Source organism: Paenibacillus campinasensis (genome assembly GCF_002272015.1).
Classification (GTDB): domain Bacteria; phylum Bacillota; class Bacilli; order Paenibacillales; family Paenibacillaceae; genus Paenibacillus_AQ; species Paenibacillus_AQ campinasensis.
The window spans coordinates 51908-69885 of sequence record NZ_NPBY01000063.1; the positions used below are offsets into that span (position 1 = coordinate 51908).

General features: G+C 45.9%; 22 protein-coding genes and 1 pseudogene. 2 read left to right on the forward strand and 21 right to left on the reverse strand.

Annotated features, from left to right (window positions below; genetic code table 11):
* Positions 1-104 precede the first annotated feature (104 nt).
* The 17 genes and pseudogenes from CHH67_RS19580 to CHH67_RS19660 form a co-directional block, all read right to left on the reverse strand.
* On the reverse strand, positions 105-302 hold the full coding sequence (locus CHH67_RS19580) for a cold shock domain-containing protein (protein WP_009594275.1): 198 nt from the start codon (positions 300-302) through the stop codon (positions 105-107).
* A 304-nt stretch (positions 303-606) separates the two neighbouring features.
* Complete coding sequence (locus tag CHH67_RS19585; protein ID WP_179292176.1) at positions 607-3771, reverse strand: IPT/TIG domain-containing protein; 3165 nt, start codon at positions 3769-3771, stop codon at positions 607-609.
* A gap of 13 nt (positions 3772-3784) precedes the next feature.
* Entirely contained in the window at positions 3785-4096 is a 312-nt protein-coding gene (locus tag CHH67_RS19590; protein ID WP_095267038.1) for a hypothetical protein, read from the reverse strand.
* The gene (gene fliS, locus CHH67_RS19595; protein ID WP_244908261.1) at positions 4093-4488 is read right to left on the reverse strand and encodes a flagellar export chaperone FliS; all 396 of its coding nucleotides are present in this window, start codon (positions 4486-4488) and stop codon (positions 4093-4095) included. Before fliS ends, CHH67_RS19590 begins: the two co-directional genes overlap by 4 nt.
* 57 nt (positions 4489-4545) lie before the next feature.
* Positions 4546-6033: a flagellar filament capping protein FliD gene (gene fliD, locus CHH67_RS19600; RefSeq protein WP_095267039.1), complete on the reverse strand. Its 1488-nt coding sequence runs from the start codon at positions 6031-6033 to the stop codon at positions 4546-4548.
* An 18-nt stretch (positions 6034-6051) separates the two neighbouring features.
* The gene (locus tag CHH67_RS19605; protein ID WP_095267041.1) at positions 6052-6399 is read right to left on the reverse strand and encodes a flagellar protein FlaG; all 348 of its coding nucleotides are present in this window, start codon (positions 6397-6399) and stop codon (positions 6052-6054) included.
* Between the two features lie 79 nt (positions 6400-6478).
* Positions 6479-7303 (reverse strand): flagellin N-terminal helical domain-containing protein, encoded by an 825-nt coding sequence (locus CHH67_RS19610; RefSeq protein ID WP_095267042.1) that lies wholly within the window; start codon positions 7301-7303, stop codon positions 6479-6481.
* A 156-nt stretch (positions 7304-7459) separates the two neighbouring features.
* Entirely contained in the window at positions 7460-7669 is a 210-nt protein-coding gene (locus CHH67_RS19615; RefSeq protein ID WP_342351964.1) for a carbon storage regulator, read from the reverse strand.
* A gap of 13 nt (positions 7670-7682) precedes the next feature.
* Positions 7683-8147: a flagellar assembly protein FliW gene (gene fliW, locus CHH67_RS19620; protein ID WP_095267046.1), complete on the reverse strand. Its 465-nt coding sequence runs from the start codon at positions 8145-8147 to the stop codon at positions 7683-7685.
* Between the two features lie 74 nt (positions 8148-8221).
* The gene (locus CHH67_RS19625) at positions 8222-8797 is read right to left on the reverse strand and encodes a DUF6470 family protein (RefSeq protein ID WP_095267048.1); all 576 of its coding nucleotides are present in this window, start codon (positions 8795-8797) and stop codon (positions 8222-8224) included.
* Positions 8798-8810: 13 nt separating this feature from the next.
* Positions 8811-9707: a flagellar hook-associated protein FlgL gene (flgL, locus tag CHH67_RS19630; RefSeq protein WP_244908262.1), complete on the reverse strand. Its 897-nt coding sequence runs from the start codon at positions 9705-9707 to the stop codon at positions 8811-8813.
* Between the two features lie 9 nt (positions 9708-9716).
* Positions 9717-11288 (reverse strand): flagellar hook-associated protein FlgK, encoded by a 1572-nt coding sequence (gene flgK, locus CHH67_RS19635; protein ID WP_095267051.1) that lies wholly within the window; start codon positions 11286-11288, stop codon positions 9717-9719.
* A gap of 19 nt (positions 11289-11307) precedes the next feature.
* A complete protein-coding gene (locus tag CHH67_RS19640; protein ID WP_095267052.1) occupies positions 11308-11808 on the reverse strand; it encodes a flagellar protein FlgN in 501 nt (166 codons plus the stop codon).
* Complete coding sequence (gene flgM, locus CHH67_RS19645) at positions 11805-12101, reverse strand: flagellar biosynthesis anti-sigma factor FlgM (protein WP_095267053.1); 297 nt, start codon at positions 12099-12101, stop codon at positions 11805-11807. Before flgM ends, CHH67_RS19640 begins: the two co-directional genes overlap by 4 nt.
* A gap of 87 nt (positions 12102-12188) precedes the next feature.
* Positions 12189-12602, reverse strand: a complete 414-nt coding sequence (locus CHH67_RS19650) for a TIGR03826 family flagellar region protein (RefSeq protein WP_095267055.1) — start codon at positions 12600-12602, stop codon at positions 12189-12191.
* Between the two features lie 120 nt (positions 12603-12722).
* A complete protein-coding gene (locus CHH67_RS19655; RefSeq protein WP_244908263.1) occupies positions 12723-13301 on the reverse strand; it encodes a ComF family protein in 579 nt (192 codons plus the stop codon).
* Positions 13302-13662: 361 nt separating this feature from the next.
* A pseudogene (locus CHH67_RS19660) lies at positions 13663-14616 on the reverse strand (helicase-related protein); the annotation flags it as partial.
* A gap of 235 nt (positions 14617-14851) precedes the next feature.
* Here CHH67_RS19660 and CHH67_RS19665 point away from each other — a divergent pair.
* Positions 14852-15382, forward strand: coding sequence for a PH domain-containing protein (locus CHH67_RS19665; RefSeq protein WP_179292177.1), 531 nt, complete (start codon positions 14852-14854; stop codon positions 15380-15382).
* Between the two features lie 35 nt (positions 15383-15417).
* Here CHH67_RS19665 and CHH67_RS19670 read toward each other — a convergent pair whose 3' ends face one another.
* Both CHH67_RS19670 and CHH67_RS19675 read right to left on the reverse strand, forming a co-directional pair.
* Positions 15418-15690: a hypothetical protein gene (locus tag CHH67_RS19670; RefSeq protein WP_095267059.1), complete on the reverse strand. Its 273-nt coding sequence runs from the start codon at positions 15688-15690 to the stop codon at positions 15418-15420.
* Positions 15680-15886, reverse strand: a complete 207-nt coding sequence (locus CHH67_RS19675) for a hypothetical protein (protein ID WP_095267060.1) — start codon at positions 15884-15886, stop codon at positions 15680-15682. The genes CHH67_RS19670 and CHH67_RS19675 overlap by 11 nt, the downstream gene beginning before the upstream one ends.
* Positions 15887-16045: 159 nt before the next feature.
* Between CHH67_RS19675 and CHH67_RS19680 the strand changes: the two genes are divergently transcribed.
* The gene (locus CHH67_RS19680) at positions 16046-16819 is read left to right on the forward strand and encodes a DUF3800 domain-containing protein (protein ID WP_095267061.1); all 774 of its coding nucleotides are present in this window, start codon (positions 16046-16048) and stop codon (positions 16817-16819) included.
* A gap of 237 nt (positions 16820-17056) precedes the next feature.
* Here the strand turns inward: CHH67_RS19680 and CHH67_RS19685 are convergent, their stop codons facing one another.
* Positions 17057-17779 carry an N-acetylmuramoyl-L-alanine amidase gene (locus tag CHH67_RS19685; RefSeq protein ID WP_095267062.1) on the reverse strand — a complete coding sequence of 241 codons (723 nt, stop codon included), beginning with the start codon at positions 17777-17779 and terminating at the stop codon, positions 17057-17059.
* Complete coding sequence (locus tag CHH67_RS19690; protein WP_095267063.1) at positions 17760-17969, reverse strand: holin; 210 nt, start codon at positions 17967-17969, stop codon at positions 17760-17762. Before CHH67_RS19690 ends, CHH67_RS19685 begins: the two co-directional genes overlap by 20 nt.
* Positions 17970-17978 lie beyond the last annotated feature (9 nt).

The window sequence follows — 17978 nt, forward strand, 5'->3', positions numbered from 1 at the left end:
CAAAAAACAGAAAAAGACCCTGACGAATCAGGGTCTCTCGCTAGCGAATCCTCAATTGCTAACCATCTATACCATGTTTATGTAGGTCGGCTGTGCCGGGATGATTATAATTTGATTACGTTAGCTGCTTGCGGGCCACGTGCTCCTTCAACGATTTCAAATTCAACGGACTGTCCTTCTTCCAGGGTCTTGAAGCCTTCAGACTGGATTGCGGAGAAGTGTACGAAAACGTCGCCGCCATCTTCAGTTTCGATGAAGCCATAACCTTTTTCTGCGTTGAACCATTTAACTTTACCTTGCATGCACTAACATTCCCTTCATTGTCAAATAAAGTGTGACAGTAATTTGTCCGTCCACATTTCCGACTATAGCACCCCGCGTTATCCAGTGTCAATCGCCCCGGAGACAGTTTTTTCCGTCAAAAAAAACGTCGGAAATTGTCTATAGGTCTTCGACACCAGAATTCGGCAGCAATAGACAAAAAAATGAACGAGTATGTCTGTCATATTATTAACCCAAGGGGCGGGAAGTGAAACATTGCTGACTCTCTGATATGAAAAAAGGGCGCTCTACGAGCACCCTTTTCCCAATCAATTACTATTTCCATCATCTATATTCGAAATATAGAGCTCCGGATTGCTGACCATCAGGATTAACGACTCTTACCTCGACTGCACCAGGCGCATTTGCTCTAGGAGTGCGTAGTCTGAGTCTAGTTGCACTAAGCAGATCGGCAGAATATTCAACACCGTCAATATGAACTTTTGCCCCACTGACAAAATTAGAACCATCTACATACAGCAGCGTACCTCCATTGACAGGACCGCTGGTAGGTGAAAGTGCCCGCAGTGTAGGTGCAGGAACTGGAGGTGGTGCGTCATAAGTAAACTGTGAAGTTGCCGAGTTACCGTTTGGATTGGTAATCACGATATCAACAGGGCCTGGTGCTGTACCTGCTGGAGTTCTAAATCGAACTCTAGTTGCACTCAAATAATCATAATTTATAACATTACCATTAAACGTAACGGTTAAAGAAGGCTCAAGATACATGCCATCAACGTATACTAGCGTACCACCCGCAAGCGGACCATTAGAAGGACTTACATTGGTAATGATAGGCTGTAACTCCTCAAAAGTATACCCATTGTTGACGGTAAAAAACTGACCATCTGGATTGGTCACTGTAACATCAACAATTCCAGCTGTTGTTACTTCTGGTGCTCTTACCCGGATTTTCGTGTCGCTTACAAACGTATGCAATCCTACTGTATAACCCCCAAAGCTAACCGTTGCATTTCTTTGGAAGTTCTCTCCTGTTATCTCAACAATATTTCCACCTTTCGTATTTCCTACAGAAGGAGAAATCAGAGAAACTGTTGGCGCCGGAATTACAGGTGGCGGATCATAAGTAAACGCTGATAACAACGTTGCTTCTTTCATATCTGGATTGACGACCTTAAAATCGACAGCTCCAGGCGCGTTGACGGCCGGGGTGCGAAGTCTGAGACGAGAGGAGCTGAGATAATCAGCGGAAAGAGGTGTCTCTACTCCATCACGAACCATAAATAATTGAATCCCCTGCTGATAATTTGCACCGTCAACGTAGATCAAAGTTCCTCCTGCCATCGGTCCGTTCGCTGGCGTTACACCGTTAATGACCGGATCGGGCTTCTCAGGAGGAGGGAGATAACTAAAGGCATCCTCTAGAACATCTGATTGCCCATCTGGATTGACGACTTTAATTGCTACCGACTTCACTTCGTTGCCAATCGGTGTTCTGAATCGAAGTCTCGTATCACTAAGATAACTAGTTGAAACTTCATTTTCATCAAAATAAACGACGGCTCCACTAACAAAGTCTTTACCATCTACATATACAAGCGTAGACTCATCCAACCTACCGGAGTTTGGAGACACAGCAGTAATTTGGGGTGGGTTCGGAGGCGGCGGAGGTAAAAATGTAAACGCCTGTGATAAAACTGATTCGGCCCCATCCGTATTTACTACTTTTACATCCACAGTACCTTCTGGCGCTACCGGGGTTTTAACAGTAAGTCTTGAAGCTGAGTTAACCGTCACAGAAGGACTCTCAATATCTCCAAAGAAAACCTTGGCCCCTGCTTTAAACTCCATTCCAGTGAGCACCACGATCTCGTCTCCAGTCGTAAGACCTTCATTAGGTGCAACATCAGTAAGTGTCAATTTAGGAGGTTCATCATAAAAGAATCCATCCTCGAGCACGGTGGTTGTGCCGTCCGGATTCTCTATAACCACGTCTACAGCTCCCCAAGTATCTGTTGCAGGTGTTTGTAAATATAAATACCCGGAGTTGTAGTAGGTTAGAGATGTTACATATCGATCTCCGAATTTAACTTTAACACCGTTCATGAAGTTCTTACCATAGATCTTTACATTCGTATTCCCTGATATTGGACCATTTGTCGGCGTGATACTTGTGATTTCAGGTATTGCATAATAAGCAAAATCGATGGTGTCCGACTGGGAATCATCATTAATTACCTTCACCTGGGTCATACCTTGTGTTCCGTCAGGTGTAGTCGCAGTGATCTCGTTTTCATTTACGACAACCACATTTGTCGCGAATTTAGTTCCGAACATCACTTTTGCATTTGCCCTAAAATTGGCGCCTGTAATGGTTACCGGCTCTCCACCGGCAGTCAACCCTTTATCAGGCGTAATACTATCAATCACAGGCGGCAAATAGGTGACCTCAAGATTTGCCGTTGGAATTCTATATGTTTTGGAAGATCCTGTGTAATCTTTATAAGTAATCACAGATTCGGTGGTTGTTACAGGAAAGGTACCGTTCTTTCCTCCAGGTTTCTGTCGAATACTGTAAGTAAAGGTAAGGGTATCGTCCTTTAACTCGAGGAATCGCCATGTTAACGTATTACCTACAACTTCGGGTTTTGGAATATTATTGAGATAAGAATCTGGGACAATCTCAAAGCCAGGAGCCACAACATCCTTAACTACGACGTCATACGCGCTGGCAAGACCAATCTCTTGAACGATGGCCTCATAAATAGCGCTCAAGCCAACGGATCCCAGCACAAAATGATGGTGATGAGAAGTTGTTGCCATGTTCTTAAGTAAATTATTCGGCGCACTATTATCCGGATTGTCTCCGACATTTAATAAAGCGATTGTATAGAATACAATCCCCGCGTCCTTCGCTTCGTTAGCTTTCTTTAGCGCGTAATCGAATGCATTCAGTCCATCACCAGTACCTGTCGCTTCACCGTCAGTCAATAAGACAATAACTGGCTGTGCTTCATCCCGATGATTAGCAAGCAGTTCTGTCGAGACGTTAATGGCATCCCCTGTAGCCGTTCCGCCATTAGCAAACAAAGTATCGATATAGCTCTTGGCACCCGCTGCATCTGTGGTTAAGTCATAGGATCTTACATCCGAGCTATAGTCAACAATACCTACTCTATGCTGGGTCAGATCCATCAAATCAATAAATCCTTTTGCTGCCGATTTAGCAGCGTTCATCTTCTCCGTTCCCATACTTCCGGAACGGTCGATGACCAGTAAGACATCGTTCGGTTTCACTACATTGACGGGAGGCGTTCCCTGAATATTTAACGTAACTTCAGTTTCTCCTCCTACAAGAATACTTGATGGATTTAAGCTTTTTGTAGCTGTGACATAGCTTGCAGAACTGGCTGATGCAGGCTGCACAGGCACACCGCTTATAAGCAGAACAAAGGAAAGAAGCAATAAAGCTATTGACTTCTTATTCATAACTCTCCTCCTTTTATGATTGTTTATCAAAGAAATATGACTCTGTGACGGCTGTCCGGGCATAATTGTCCTTTGCTAGTTGATTCAATTTCGTCATCTGCTGTTTCTTCACTTCCATCATGCCAACAATGGTTTGATGAAGACTGGCTACTTCTTGCAGCAAATTAAGCTCCTTCTCACTGTAGGCATCTTGGCTCGAGGATTGGAGCACTTCATAACATGAATCTATTTCCTTCTCAAGTTCGTAGTAGAGGGTAATTTGATTGCACTTTACAATTTCCGAATATTTGCTCTGCAATTGCTCTAAGATCTCTTCTCGGTTCATGATTTACCTTTAGCACTTTTGACTTGGGCCAATGCTTGTCTCCAAGTATCGGTATACTCTCTCGCAAACTCAATGACTTCATCAAGAATAGAGATATCCTTATTCACTGCAAAATCCCCTATTCTTCGAATATAATAATCATATAGCTGCCTTAATTGATGAGAGATTTCATATTCGAAGTTTAGTGTTGCTATGAACTCATACAGTATTGAGCGAGCCCCATGCAACCGATCCATCATTTCTGGAAATTGCCCCTTCTCATAGAGTACCCTTGCCATATTTAATTTACGATGCAACTCTTCGTATAACAGGAGTGTTAAATCACCGGGGCTAGCGGTTTCTACCTTCGCTTTTAGATACTGTTGTTGATAATTGGGTGTCGGTGCCATCATTTGTTAACCTCTCCTTATTAACGTAAGTTTCCATCATAAATAGGCGGCATTTCGATACTATTGGCCTAACTGCTGTGCAATCCAGCTTGCTTGAGAATTTAGTTTGTGCAATGTTTTCTCCATGGCTGTAAACTGCTTATAGTAACGTTCCTCCACGGCCTTAAGGCGGTTTTCCAGTGTGTCAATTCTGCTGTTAAGATCTCTGAATTGTTGACCGAATATACTGCTGTCCGCACTGTCAGATATCGTCGTTGTACCGATTTGCTTGATGATTTTATTGATGCTCGTATTCAACGCGTTATAGAGCCTGTCCCCGTAGCCTGCCTCTTCAACATAACCCTGCTCGCCCGGTTTCAAGCTGGTGGTCTTGGTAAATAGATTCATAACCGCTTCCGGATTATTCGTGATAGCATCTTGGAGTTTCTGCTCGTCCAACTCCAGCTTTCCTAACTCGCCTGTCATGCCTGGGACAAACTTCTTAAATGTGATTCCTATATCCGACAAACTATTAAATTCCTCTGGCAGACCCTCTACACTTTGGAGAAGCATCCCCCGAAGAGATGTCAGTGTTTCCTGTAAGATACTATCACGGTATAAAAGTCCAGTCTTGGCCTTCGATTCCCAGAGTTCAATTTGCTTTTCAGTCATACCTTCTTTTTGCTCACTCGTGAGCGGAGCATAGCTCCGATTCGGCACTGCCTTTGTTGCTCCATTAATTGAATCTACAAGAGCATTATACTGCTCAACAAATTCCTTAATGACGGAGGCAATATTTTGGGTATCCTGCGACACCGTAACGGACACCGCCGAAGTCGACACTCCTTGAATATCAAAACGTACGCCATTAAACTCAAAGGAGTTATTCTCCAGCTCCATGGTTGTTCCGTTTATAGTAACTGATGCGTTACTTCCGGTCTGGGGAAAAGAGGCTGAATCCAGCTTAAAGAAATTTTGAAGAACACCGTCAGGATCATCCACCTTCAGAACTGCCGACTCACCGGTAGAAGTTGTTGTCGCCATAAAACGCTTGTTAATGCTGTCAAAGCTAAGGTTAACGCCTGTATTCGCTGCGTTTACTTGCTTCATAACAGATTCATATGTCGAATCGGGAGTCACTTTAATCTCGATGTCGCCCTTAGGACCGGTAATTGTGAACGTTTGTTCAGAGGAGACCCCTATTTTATCTTTTAAATTGATATTCGTTGTGTCCCCGGTTACAAGTGCTGACGAAGCCAGGCTATTCACTTGGATGCTATAGCTTCCACTAACAGCATTCGAAGATGATGTAGCCTTAATAACGGATTCATTACTGCTTGAGGCTGCCTGTTTGTTAAATGATGTAGTGAACCTGAGCTTATCCGTTAGCGTGCGAAGAGCAGTCAGTTGGGTGTTCATTTCCTGGTAAGCTTCTCGTTTCCATGCCAACTTCTGTTTTTGTTGATTTAATTTGTTTAGAGGCATTCTTTCTGCAGTCATCAGCTGGCTAACTAGCATATCTGTATCTAGCCCCGAGGCGATACCTCCAAACCGAATAGGTGATATCATTGTTCACACCTCCTGAGTTTATCCCTTTTCATCTACGATCAGACCAACCTGTCTGCAAAGATTATAAACAAGGTCTATGAACTTCTCAGGCGGTATCTCCCTGATGACTTCATCCGTTTCCGTATCAACGACCTTCACTACAATTTGACGGCTCATGTCATGAACAGACAGCTGCAAATGAGTACCTTGCGAAGCAAGCTTTTTGTTGGTCTTCTCTATCAGTTCATTAAAGTATTTGTCTCCTAATGAGAGACTAGGATTTGATGTCATATCATTATGTCTATCCGCTTCCCCTTGTGCCTTAGCAGTACCTACATTGAAGTCATGGGATGAAGTCACGGGTTCATTTATTGGATTAACTCGCATCCACTGCAACTCCCTTAATATTCATTGTAAAAAAAGCCGACCGGATAATCCGGCCGGCTTCCATGAGCTGCGATAAAAATTAACGAAGCAATTGAAGCACACCTTGAGGTTGCTGATTGGCTTGAGCCAACATTGCAGTCGCAGCTTGTTGAAGAATATTGTTTTTCGTGAATTCGGACATTTCTTTAGCCATATCAACGTCACGAATCCGGGATTCAGCAGCTTGCAGGTTCTCGGCAGTTGTTCCGAGGTTGTTGATTGTGTGCTCCAGACGGTTTTGTACAGCACCAAGATCAGAACGGATCGCGGAAACTGTGTCGATTGCAGCTTGAACGATATCCAGGTTACCAGCAGCAGTAGCGTTGGTGCCATCAAGAGCTGTGAGGTTATCCAGGCTAAGAGCAGCTCCATCAGCAGCAGCGAGTGTTAGAGTAATGGTGTCACCGTTGTTTGCACCAACTTGGAAAGTCAATGTCTCGCCAGCAACAGTACCGCTGATCAGTTCTTTCGTGTTGAATTTCGTTTGTGTAGCAATAGAGTCGATTTGCTCACTCAGCTGAGAAATTTCAGCGTCAATCTTTTGAGCGTCTGTATCTGTCAACACTTCGTTCGCTGCTTGCGTGTACAGCTCGGCCATACGTTGAAGCATTGCGTGAGTTTCGTTCAATGCACCTTCAGCGGTCTGAATCAGGGAAATGCCATCCAATGCGTTACGGTTGGCTTGCTCCAGACCACGAATTTGGTTACGCATTTTCTCGGAAATCGCCAAGCCAGCAGCATCGTCAGCGGCACGGTTGATACGGTAACCGGAAGACAATTTCTCAAGGGATTTGCCTTGTTGAGTGTTGTTGAAAGTCAGTTGACGCTGTGTGTTGTAAGAGCTGATATTGTGGTTAATACGCATGATAAAATTCCTCCTTGGAATATGTTAGTGATGAGCATCCTTGCTTCACCCTTAGTGATCGGGACTATGGCATTCGGCCGTCCATACCATGTCGCGCGATCCTTAATATATTTATCGGTCGAGTTACCTTAATGTTTATAGCTCTATATGATTTTTTTATATTTTTTTATTGTTTTTCTTGGCGACAATTTCGTGAAGGATATCTTCAACATTATCATTGAAATCAACGGCATTTTGATTCTGCAGTTTGATGGCTTCGTATATCTCTTCTCGGTAAATCGATATATTTGAAGGTGCTTCAATGCCAATCCTGACCTGATCCCCATTAATATCAATAACGGTAAGAACAATATTGTCATTGATCATTATTTTTTGACCTTTATTTCGAGACAGGATTAACATCGGCATCAGCTCCCTTCTTCCCTCCAAGTAAAGGTTGCTTTGTCGGGTAACTTCCTTGCTCCAAAATGACTTGAGCTGCTACTCTTTTTGTCCGGTTAATCACAATAGGGGCTCTCAAATTACAAGTAATATCCTCAGGTGAACGCACCGTGACAATAACCATGACTTGAATGTCCTCTTCACGATGTACATCCAAAGCCTCAGTCCAATGTTTATCAAGCTGAAATTCATAGTCCTTAAAGAAGACAAACGGATCTGTTACGATGAATGTCAAATTCTCATCCTCGATTGCTTGCAAAAATTCAAAGGGTTGGCGATCCTCTCCAGTTGAAACAAAGGCATACTTCTTTAAGTTCTCAAAGCCTAGTACCGGTCCAATAAATGTTATAACTTGATCCTCGTTAATTTCTACGAGCCCAAATCTTTTCGTGTTGACCATCATGACATCCTTCCTCCTTAATTAAAAAACAATAGCTATAATGCATTAAAATCATTATAGCTATTGTATATCTGCCATCAGACAACCGCATCCAATTGTTTGCCCGCGGCAGACATAAATATAAAATTTTTCTGGATTAAATACGGATTCACTTTACCGGGGTAATAATCAATGACGGGTTTATAGGTTTCCGGATTGAACGTAACGCCACCAGGACGATAAGTGATATGTGCTTGTCCAGGGATAAATGTAATATCTACATTGTCATATCCCGGCTCTCCCGATAATTCAACCCTAGGCCGATCCTTAAACACATTGTCTCTAGCAATCTCAGCAAAGACATTTCCACCTTCTTGAAAAGCCATCATTCTATCTCCATTACGGGCAATCTCAGCAATGTTATGCATGGAAATTTGAAGGGAGGATTGAGCAATCCGATCAGTCATCTCTTCAAATCTCGGTTTACCGAGTGCAGACCAGGCTTTTCTTGAATCGATCTCGAGTCCGGGCATCGTCTGCTCCATTTCTAGGACGCCGCGATGCTGTTTCATATTGAGCGAAGGTCGGGGCTGTTCTATGCTATGCAGACCCTTCGTTGTTTCAATACCCAACCGAGAAAATCCCTGCTGAATTTGAATGCGGGGGATATTCATAAGTAACTCCCCCCTATCTTAGAAAATCCACTAAACTAGGCCTGATAATCCGGGCCATGGTATCGAGTGAAGCCTGATAGATGCTTTCCGCAGTTTTAAGCTCAATAATCACTTTAGAGATATCCGCGTCCTCTACTTTGGACTGAAGGTCCATATAGTTTATATTGAGATCGCCGAGTCGACTAAGTGTAAATTCCAGGCGATTTTGCCTTCCGCCAATTTCTGCCTGCGCTATGATTGTAGTCTCCAGGTTCTTCTGAAGGGCAGGTATAGCGGCTGAAATGCCTGCAGTATCATCGGCAAGTAATGCCTGCCTAAAATTATCCACGACCACAAAGATCCCTGACGGATCTCCAAAAGCCCCGAAAACTTCTTCTCCAAGCGTATTCACTGGGAACGTAATGCCAGCCCCTACCTGGTACATAACAACTCCTTTGTCCAGATCATAAGGAGTTTGAGTAGGGTCATCCGGAAACGGTCGTTGATCCGTTCGCTCCCCATTGAAAATATACTTCCCTTTAAACTGAGCATTACCAAGGGAAACCAACTGATTATACAATTGCTCCACTTCTGCTGCAATATTAACTCGAGCATCAGCAGGGGTCGTCTCCGTCGAGCCTTGAACCGCCAATTCAGCCAAGCGTTGGATAATCTGAGTTGTTTCCATCAACACGGTGTCCCCATACTTGAGCCAAGAATTCGCATCTTCTGCGTTTTGTTCAAATTGAGTTGTGGCCGTAATCTGACTCCGGTATTGCAGCGCACCTGCAACTCCGACCGGATCGTCGGAAGGACGATTGATACGGCGCTGGGTCATCATCTGCTCCTGATATTTGTCAAGCCGCTTGTAATTGCCCTGCAGACCGCCCATCATGTTACTAGTCATCATAGATTGCGTAATTCGCATCATTCATTCCTCCTATCTGCCGACGATGCCGGTGCTGTTGATCAGTTTATCCAGCATCTCATCGATTGTAGTAACCACCCGCGCAGACGCAGTATATGCATGCTGGAAGCGAATAAGATCCGACATTTCTTCATCTAGAGACACGCTGCTAATCGACATCCGAAGCGTGTCCGCATGCTGTACGAGCAGATCGCCATTTTCCATCATATTCCGGGCGTTCACGCTGTCCGAGCCTAATTTTGAGACAATTGACTGCAAATAACCCTCGAAATTTGAAATATTGGTCAAAGCGCCGTTGTTATTATTCGGGTTAAAGCTGAACGAGAGCTCGGACAAGCCGGCAATCAGCAGAGCCATTCCGCCATTTCCTTTCAGAACAACTTCCGACGTCGTTCCATCCGGATTGGTCTTCATCTCTGTCCGCAACGAAGCGGCAATGTTCTTCAAGTCCCCCTGAATCGTAGAACTTAACCTAATGTTTCCCGCGGTAATCGGTGTTCCATCCGCCGATACAAAGAAGTCCCCTCCAGCGGTTGCAGGCTCGCTTAATGTATAACCCAGCTTGTGCAGTCCGTTAAGGCCATCTACCGTATACGGCGTATTCTGAGCCAACATACGCGGATTGTTCGCATCCATGACAGCGTTCGGAATCGTAACTCCTGGAGGCAATATCGTACCCGCCGGAAGGGTTACCTCCACTCTTCCGGTTGCAAGCGTATTTGCCATGATGTTGAGCTGGTTAATGTAAGTCTCCACGTGTACATCGCGAGAGGTTACATAGCCCGCAATCTCGCCGCCTGTCAACGTAGCTGCGATCGCTGCAGTAACTGGAGTGGATGCCATATCATCAATAACAAGCTGACCTCCAAACGTAACCTGATAAATATCATCGGTTTCCGTTACGACCACATTGCCCAGGGCCGATAGCTGGTCAACAAGCAAGTCCCGCTTGTCCCGCAAGTCATTGGCGTTATCGCCAAGGCCCTCGATACGTTTAATACTCTGGGTCAACTCTGAAATCTGGTCGATGTAATTGTTCGCTTCCATGATCTTGGTGTCGATCCGAGCCGTCAGGTTGTTGCGCAGCGTATCCAGCTGGGAGTATATATGATTAAATGTTTCTGTCAAAGCAATAGCCTTCTGCTGGACAGCCATGCGCGCTGATAAATCGGCATCACTCGGATTTTTACTCAGTGTTTGCCAAGCCGTCCAAAACTCTGCAATGTTATTACTTAAACTGCTCTCCGAAGGTTCATTAAAGATCCCTTCAATATTTCGCAGCGTCTCTTGTTGAACAGCCCATGTCGCCAAATTCGTATTCTGGTTCCGATATTCAATATCGAGCAGATAGTCGCGCACACGCGTGATACTCTCCGCCTCAACACCCATGCCGAGCTGCCCCGCTGCCTGAGAACGCTGCATTCCGGGAAACGCGATCGGATTGGAAGCAACAAGACGTGTGGTCTGCCGGGAATAACCCGGTGTGTTGGCATTGGTTACGTTGTGACCGGACGTATTAATGGCTGCCTGTTGTGCAATCAAGCCCCGTTTTCCGACTTCAAGCAAATGAAATGTAGATCTCATCGTATACGTTCCTTTCTTCTTATGCCCTGGTATCAAACATGCTATGGCCCTTGCCTGTCGTGTTCGGCTGGTTAGGATGTCGGTAAAGCATGTCATCATCGGGGTTGCTAACCAGCAAGTTCAAGCTGTAATCAATAAAGTCCAAGGACTGCTCAATCAAATCCCGATTGCTGTTGTTCAATTCCTTCAGTTCCAAGAGCCGATCCGTCAATTCACGCTGCACGGCCAGCAGCTCATCCTTCTCTTCCGGGTTAAATACAAGTCGAGTCAATTCAGTAACCGTCAGCTGAAGCTGGGAGCGGATGCCCTTTTCACGTAAAAAGTTATCAGCGGCGCCTTGTCGCAGCGCTTCCGTTTCCGCCACCTGCTTCAGCAGGCGGTTCTCCCTGGTTATGACTGCTGTCAGACGTTCCACATCATTCACCATGATGGCTTGTCTCTTGTCTTTCCCCGCTTCGATCAGCTGCTCGTGCAGCTCAATCTGCCGTCTCATACAATCGATAATGGACCTAACGCTCACTTGGATTCACCCGATTTGTTATAGGGTTGAAAATAAGGAAGCAATTTATCTGCCAGTCGTTCGGCAGGCACCTGGTACGTCCCGCTCTCCACTTCCTCCTTCAAACGTTGAACCTTCTCAGCGCGTTCCGGATCCTGAACCTTGCTCTGTGCATTCAGTTCCATTGCCTTCATGGAGATGGACACTTCATCCTTCCGGCGCTGCTTCTTATCGATATGCTGTGCTTCTCTCGATTCTATATTCCGCTGATACGAATTGATGCCGTTCAGGCGTCCCGATTCGTTGATCTTCATTCTCAAATCACCTCGCTTAAATTAAAGGACCGATAAGCTTTACTAAGTTTATCGGTCCGGATTGAAACATAGTTAATAGTTCAAAAGTTAGTTTTTCCGCAGTTTATCAATGGCTCGATAAGTCTCCTTCTCCTTGCCGGACCCGGACTTTCGATCCTCGTTCTCGTTCTCCGCCGCTTGCCTAAGCTCCCGTGTCAACCGTGATCTGCAGGAGTCGCACATGTTGCTCTCACGGATCAGCGTTCCGCACACTTCGCAAGGATACGCCATGTTCGGCGCATTCGCTATCGATATTCGGCCTTCTTTAATAAACTTCGTAATCTGCCGGACAGAAACCTCCGTGGCTTCCGATACCTCATGGATCGTGGCACCCTTCTGTTCTCTTAAATAGGTCGCGCATTTCTCATATTCTTTCTCAATTTCTTTCAAGCAATCCTGACACATATCACGAAAATTCAAGGCATATAATTTGCCGCAACGAGGGCAATTCCCAAGATTCATGCTCAACGACCTCCGCTTACGTATGAAACCTTTAATACTCCTAGATTACATGATATTGCCTGCCACGTCTATTGGCTTGCGCGGCAAATTCATAGAATTTCTCTTCACTTCATCTGTTTCCTAAGATCGTGCCCAAGTCAAGCAGTAGACCTCAATCGGCATATCCAGTTCCGTTTCATAGGACTGCAGCACATGAGCACAGGCATCCGCCGTACTGCCGGTCGTATAAATATCATCAATCAGCAAAATTCGTAACGGGGCCCTTCGCTTCCCCCTTGCCCGTTCCGCAATTTGAGACAATCTCATACAAGCATTCGGATCCCTGTCAAACGCGCTCCCCATATCCTTCAATCGCGCCATGCGGTTCTTGAAGCTCTGTTTATCGGTGTGCCGTACGCGCCGTAGAAGACCGACATACGGCAGCTTCACCTTGCCTGCCAGCAGCTCTGCCAGCACTTCGGCTTGATTAAACCCCCGCTCCTGAAGCCTCGCCTCGCTGACAGGGACGGACGTAACCGCATGGATCAGCCGATCCGCCGAATGAATGCCGGAAGTCTCCGAATTGCCTAATACCACGCGCAAGTCCTGCTCTAATTGAACATACGGACGAACGATCATCTCTCCCAGCAGCTCCGCGTAGCGTTCATTTCCCCGGTACTTATATTGGGCCAGCCACTCCCGCATCGGCCCGTTATACATAACGGCACTTCGATTCAGGACAAAGGCCCTTTCATCTGCCCCTGGCCGGCTGCAATCGGGACAACCGATGGCCCTTCCGCATTGGAAACAGCGAATGCTCGTGATCCAAGGTATCATTCTGAAACAAGCCGGACATATACCCGGCAGTTCACGAGTCAGCCGGGTGCGCCTGCCGCAGGTCAAGCAGCTTGGATCGGATGGCCCCAACAACTCTTGCACTCGATTTAATAATTGGCCTAAACCATGCCCAAACATATGGACAGCCCCCCGTTATGTACTTTCAAGCACCGCATATATCTACTAAATGCCAGATGCGTAGGTGCCCGATATTCGCCTCTACTGGCTTCAAAAGTTAACTTCTTCATGAACCACCATGTCGGAGATACCCTCCCGCACTCGCAATCCGGTTCATCTGCTTGATCTGCTGCACAGCCAGACGTTGACTTCGCGTCCACTGCGAGGCTGCAAACAGCACCCTCCCGGCCGGATCATCCTTCGATCGTCCGGCACGTCCGGCCATTTGAATAAGCGCGGCCTCGTCGAACAGCTCGCTATCGGCGTCCACGATAAACACATCGCTTTTCGGTACCGTTACGCCGCGCTCAAGGATCGTCGTGGTGACCAGCACACGAATGTCGCGGTTGCGGAACGACATCACCTTCTCCGCCCGCATAGGATCCACGGAGGACGTACCGTCAACAGGTGTCCCAGGCAGCGCCTGCTGCAAAAGCCGAAGCATCGGCTCGATATGCTTAATCCGCGACACAAACAGAAAGACCTGCGCTCCCCGTCCCAGCGAGGACCTGAGCCGGTTCAACAGCGCCGACGGAAGTCGCTGCTTCTGCAGGCACTGGGCAAGCGTCATCATCTGCATCCGTTCCGGCACCGGCAGCGGATGACCATGGAACCGCGCCGGCACCTTGGCATGCGGCAGCCTTCCTGCCGCCGCCTGTCGCTGCAGCCTGGCTGGCGGCGTAGCGGACAAGAGAATGTACTTCCCTCCAGGCTTGACCGCTCCCGTTGCCGCATAATCCAGCATGGGGTTGTTGTGATACGGAAAAGCGTCAATCTCATCGATCACCACCAGATCGAACGCCCTGCGAAAACGTAGCAGCTGATGGGTCGTGGCAAGCGTAATGCGCCCCTCCTTCCACCTGTCCGGGCTCCCGCCATACAGCGTAACGACGGTCTCGCTGGGGAAAGCTTTCGCTAGTCGCGGCGCCAGCTCCAGTACGACATCTCTACGGGGAGCCGCGACCAGCACCCTGCCGTCCGCATCAAGGACGGCTTGCAGGAGCGGAAAGATCATTTCTGTATAATTTTGCCTCCTATTATATAGGATACGTTGGTTATATCAGCTATTTTAATGGTCTTATTCGGATACACTCAGATTAGTTCAGTTATAAATATGGTCAGAATATGGTCACGACTATGACTAACATTTACTTCCCCGACTTAATTGAATGGGTCGGGGTATTTCCTTTAGTTATATGTAGAAACATTTACCTGTTACTGATAAAATGGCTTTAAAAGTACGGGGGTGTTTATCGATGCCGAGTGTTGAAGAAATCCAGAAACAAGTCGAACTATTGGAATATGGTAACAAGCTGGGCAAAAAAGCCGAAATCAAAGAACTAAGCAAATTCTTGCTACCTGAAGAAAAGATCATTGCGATTGCACGCGGTCGGTATAGCAAGGTAACTGGGAGTATTGTGGCTACGGATAGCAGGGTTATATTGATCAATAAAATTACATTTGGAGGTTCTAAATTCGAGGACTTCCATTACAGCAAAATTACTTCGATCGAGAATGAAAAGGTCCCTCCACTGCTACTGGGCAAAATAAAAATCAATGTGGCGGGTAACGAAGCAACTATAGACCAAATGAAGTACGAAGAATCACAATACATATCCAAACTAATTCGGGAACGTATTGAGCAACGGGCCGGTACCAACCAAGTTAAGCCGTCGGAAAATGATGTATTCGCCAAACTCGAAAAATTAAAGGAGCTTTACGAGAAAAAGATTCTAACTGAAGAAGAGTACCAAGCCAAGAAGAACGAACTTTTATCATCAATCTAATGAAAAAAAGACCCGCCTTTCCGGTAAGGGTCTTTTTAATACGTCCAATAATTAATATTCCTGCTCAGGCTCTTCTTGGGGGCAGGGTCACAGTCAAACTTCAATACCACAATCCCCTCAGCCGTGGATTTGTCAGGCCAAATGATATAGCCCTGGTCTTCTAAATACTTGAGCCCCTTGATTATTTCTTGCTTTCTTCGTCCAGTCTTGATCCCAAGCAGCTTAAAACCGGGCATCTGGTGGCGATTTTGTGGCCCAGGGAAATTGACCAGAATCCGATGTAATTTACGCTCCAAATCAGGAAGCATCTTTTCCCGCCGCCCCCTTTGCCGGCGCCCAGGATAATACATTATCCATTCGGAACACTCTTGGCTGATTAGTATTTAGGCATGTGGCACGAATCAAATTATTTCGGATCCCCTGCAGCCTAATTTTACGCTGAGTGATCGTGTCTTTGCGGTCCACGTAAATGAGTTCAATAACCTCGCCGATGTATTTTTTCATTCCGCCCGCCTCCTATAGGAACATTTGTTTGTATTATAAACGAAATTTGAAATAATATGTATGGTGTTGTAAGGAATAAATAGAAAAGGATCATATGTTCCGTTAATATTTTCCTGCTTTAGTAGTACAATATACTCATCTAAAATTACGGGGGAGCGTATGGCGAAATATACTTTTAACGTTTATATCGATGAATCAGGGGATGAAGGATTTTCGATAAAGGATGGTAAATGGGTTAGTAGTCGATGGTTTATCATCGGAGCTCTGATCACACATAAAGCTAGCGATCTACCGATCTCAAAAACCGTGGATGCTATAAAACTTAAATTCAATTGGAAGAATAATAAACCTCTACACTTTATTGACTTCTCCCATGAAAAGAGAAGTTTCATCATTAATTCACTGACCTCTAATTCAGGGTTTAGAGTTTGTTATGTAGCTTTTGATAAACAGAAGATCCCCGAAGATAGTTTTCTAAGAAAGAAACGATACCTATATAATTACTGTACAAGGTACCTCCTCGAAAGGATCTCTTGGATGGTAGATGACTTGCAAGGGGAAGCGCATTTAATATTCGAAAATAGATCCAGTACATCCTATTCTGAGTTAAATGAATATATCACAGAAACTCTTTCTAAGGGAAAAAGCCAGATTAGGCAAGGGGTTTTTAAGACATGGAAAAACCTTGGGAAGTCTCAATCAAAAAACCTACAATTAGCAGATGCTGTTGTGAGTTCTTTGTATAAAGCTTTAGAGCCGAATCAATATGGATTAACAGAGGATTCCTATATAGAAGCACTCAGACCATTTATTTATAACTCTAATGGTAATTATCATGCTTATGGTCTGAAGGTGTTTCCAAATTCGTTCAGGGATCTTCAAAATGAACATAGGTGGATTAGGATGTTTACAAAAGAAAAATCTGTGTTATAATGTGAATACAGACATGCGCGAGGTAAAAACAAGGTCGCAAATGTGCGGCAGCGCGAAAGCGTGGGATCCTTGTTCTCGGGGTCTGTTATTTTTTTCTAATGACAATTTTGGACGACTAATTAGAGGTTTGGACGCTGATGTCTTTAACGTACTCCGTTTTGGATAAGACAGCGTATAAACCTCTTTGTTTTGAGAAACATAAAGACCCTGCCAGCGAATAGCCAGCAGGGTCTTTGGTTACTTCTTATTTTCCAACCGCATAATGAGAACGGCCGCTTCCTCACGGGTAATTGGTGCGCCTGGACGCGTTCCATCGAAATACCCATTCTTTGTAGCTGCTTCCCACGCCGGCGCAGCCCACGAGCTGACAACGTTGATATCCCTTTCTTTGGTCATCGGCTTACCCTCCTTCCGCTTAAGTCCCAGATACTTGGCGATCCCGGAGACATGGCCGGCGATCAAAGCCTCAATGACTTCCTGACGCTTCAGCTTCGCGGCATCCGATGCCACATCAATAAACAGGTTTTCGGTCAAGACTGCTGGCATTTTGCTTTCGCGGCACATGTGGAGATTCGCAGCCTTCTGCCCCCGATCGATCACGCCAAACGTCTTGATCGCCGCCATGATCTCGGTATGCAGAACGTTTTGAAGCGACCGCGAGGCTGCCGAAACTCCTGTATATCGGAAGGACTCAAACCCGCCAGCTCCGCCGCCGGCATTGCAATGGATGGAGACGAGGAGATCTGCGCCGGCTTTGTTGGCCGCCTCAGTCCGCTCTTTGAGCTCAAGGAATACATCCGTTGAACGGGATAGATGTACCTGCACGCCTTCGTATTCGGCCTCCAGGCGCTGTTTGACGCCCAGGGATACTATCAGGGCGATATCCTTTTCCCGCAGACTATTCGCGACCGCTCCAGGGTCCTTCCCGCCGTGGCCTGGGTCAATCCATACTATTTTCATTGGACGTCACCTCCGGTAGACCTGCCAAGCTCGTCAAAAAGCTGGTGATAGTCGCCAGCAAAACTGTGCCGCCCACCACATACCAATCAACCTCGTTAAATACTGTGGTAGCACCGATCACACCGATTGCCGTCTGAGCTGCTGTCTTAATTGCCCGGATACCTGCCGCTTTAAACCATTTGCTTGTCATTTATAATCT

Bases quoted from the DNA above. Each gene is read 5' to 3' on its own strand.
- CHH67_RS19580 (WP_009594275.1), bottom strand. From the start codon at position 302: ATGCAAGGTAAAGTTAAATGGTTCAACGCAGAAAAAGGTTATGGCTTC.
- fliS (WP_244908261.1), bottom strand. From the start codon at position 4,488: ATGATGGCACCGACACCCAATTATCAACAACAGTATCTAAAAGCGAAG.
- CHH67_RS19680 (WP_095267061.1), top strand. From the start codon at position 16,046: ATGGCGAAATATACTTTTAACGTTTATATCGATGAATCAGGGGATGAA.
- CHH67_RS19625 (WP_095267048.1), bottom strand. From the start codon at position 8,797: ATGAATATCCCCCGCATTCAAATTCAGCAGGGATTTTCTCGGTTGGGT.
- CHH67_RS19605 (WP_095267041.1), bottom strand. From the start codon at position 6,399: ATGCGAGTTAATCCAATAAATGAACCCGTGACTTCATCCCATGACTTC.
- CHH67_RS19655 (WP_244908263.1), bottom strand. From the start codon at position 13,301: ATGTATAACGGGCCGATGCGGGAGTGGCTGGCCCAATATAAGTACCGG.
- CHH67_RS19690 (WP_095267063.1), bottom strand. From the start codon at position 17,969: ATGACAAGCAAATGGTTTAAAGCGGCAGGTATCCGGGCAATTAAGACA.
- CHH67_RS19665 (WP_179292177.1), top strand. From the start codon at position 14,852: ATGCCGAGTGTTGAAGAAATCCAGAAACAAGTCGAACTATTGGAATAT.
- fliW (WP_095267046.1), bottom strand. From the start codon at position 8,147: ATGATGGTCAACACGAAAAGATTTGGGCTCGTAGAAATTAACGAGGAT.
- fliD (WP_095267039.1), bottom strand. From the start codon at position 6,033: ATGATATCACCTATTCGGTTTGGAGGTATCGCCTCGGGGCTAGATACA.
- CHH67_RS19650 (WP_095267055.1), bottom strand. From the start codon at position 12,602: ATGAATCTTGGGAATTGCCCTCGTTGCGGCAAATTATATGCCTTGAAT.
- CHH67_RS19615 (WP_342351964.1), bottom strand. From the start codon at position 7,669: ATGATCAATGACAATATTGTTCTTACCGTTATTGATATTAATGGGGAT.
- CHH67_RS19675 (WP_095267060.1), bottom strand. From the start codon at position 15,886: ATGAAAAAATACATCGGCGAGGTTATTGAACTCATTTACGTGGACCGC.
- CHH67_RS19585 (WP_179292176.1), bottom strand. From the start codon at position 3,771: ATGAATAAGAAGTCAATAGCTTTATTGCTTCTTTCCTTTGTTCTGCTT.
- CHH67_RS19590 (WP_095267038.1), bottom strand. From the start codon at position 4,096: ATGAACCGAGAAGAGATCTTAGAGCAATTGCAGAGCAAATATTCGGAA.
- flgM (WP_095267053.1), bottom strand. From the start codon at position 12,101: ATGAAGATCAACGAATCGGGACGCCTGAACGGCATCAATTCGTATCAG.
- CHH67_RS19670 (WP_095267059.1), bottom strand. From the start codon at position 15,690: ATGCTTCCTGATTTGGAGCGTAAATTACATCGGATTCTGGTCAATTTC.
- flgL (WP_244908262.1), bottom strand. From the start codon at position 9,707: ATGATGCGAATTACGCAATCTATGATGACTAGTAACATGATGGGCGGT.
- CHH67_RS19610 (WP_095267042.1), bottom strand. From the start codon at position 7,303: ATGCGTATTAACCACAATATCAGCTCTTACAACACACAGCGTCAACTG.
- CHH67_RS19685 (WP_095267062.1), bottom strand. From the start codon at position 17,779: ATGAAAATAGTATGGATTGACCCAGGCCACGGCGGGAAGGACCCTGGA.
- flgK (WP_095267051.1), bottom strand. From the start codon at position 11,288: ATGAGATCTACATTTCATTTGCTTGAAGTCGGAAAACGGGGCTTGATT.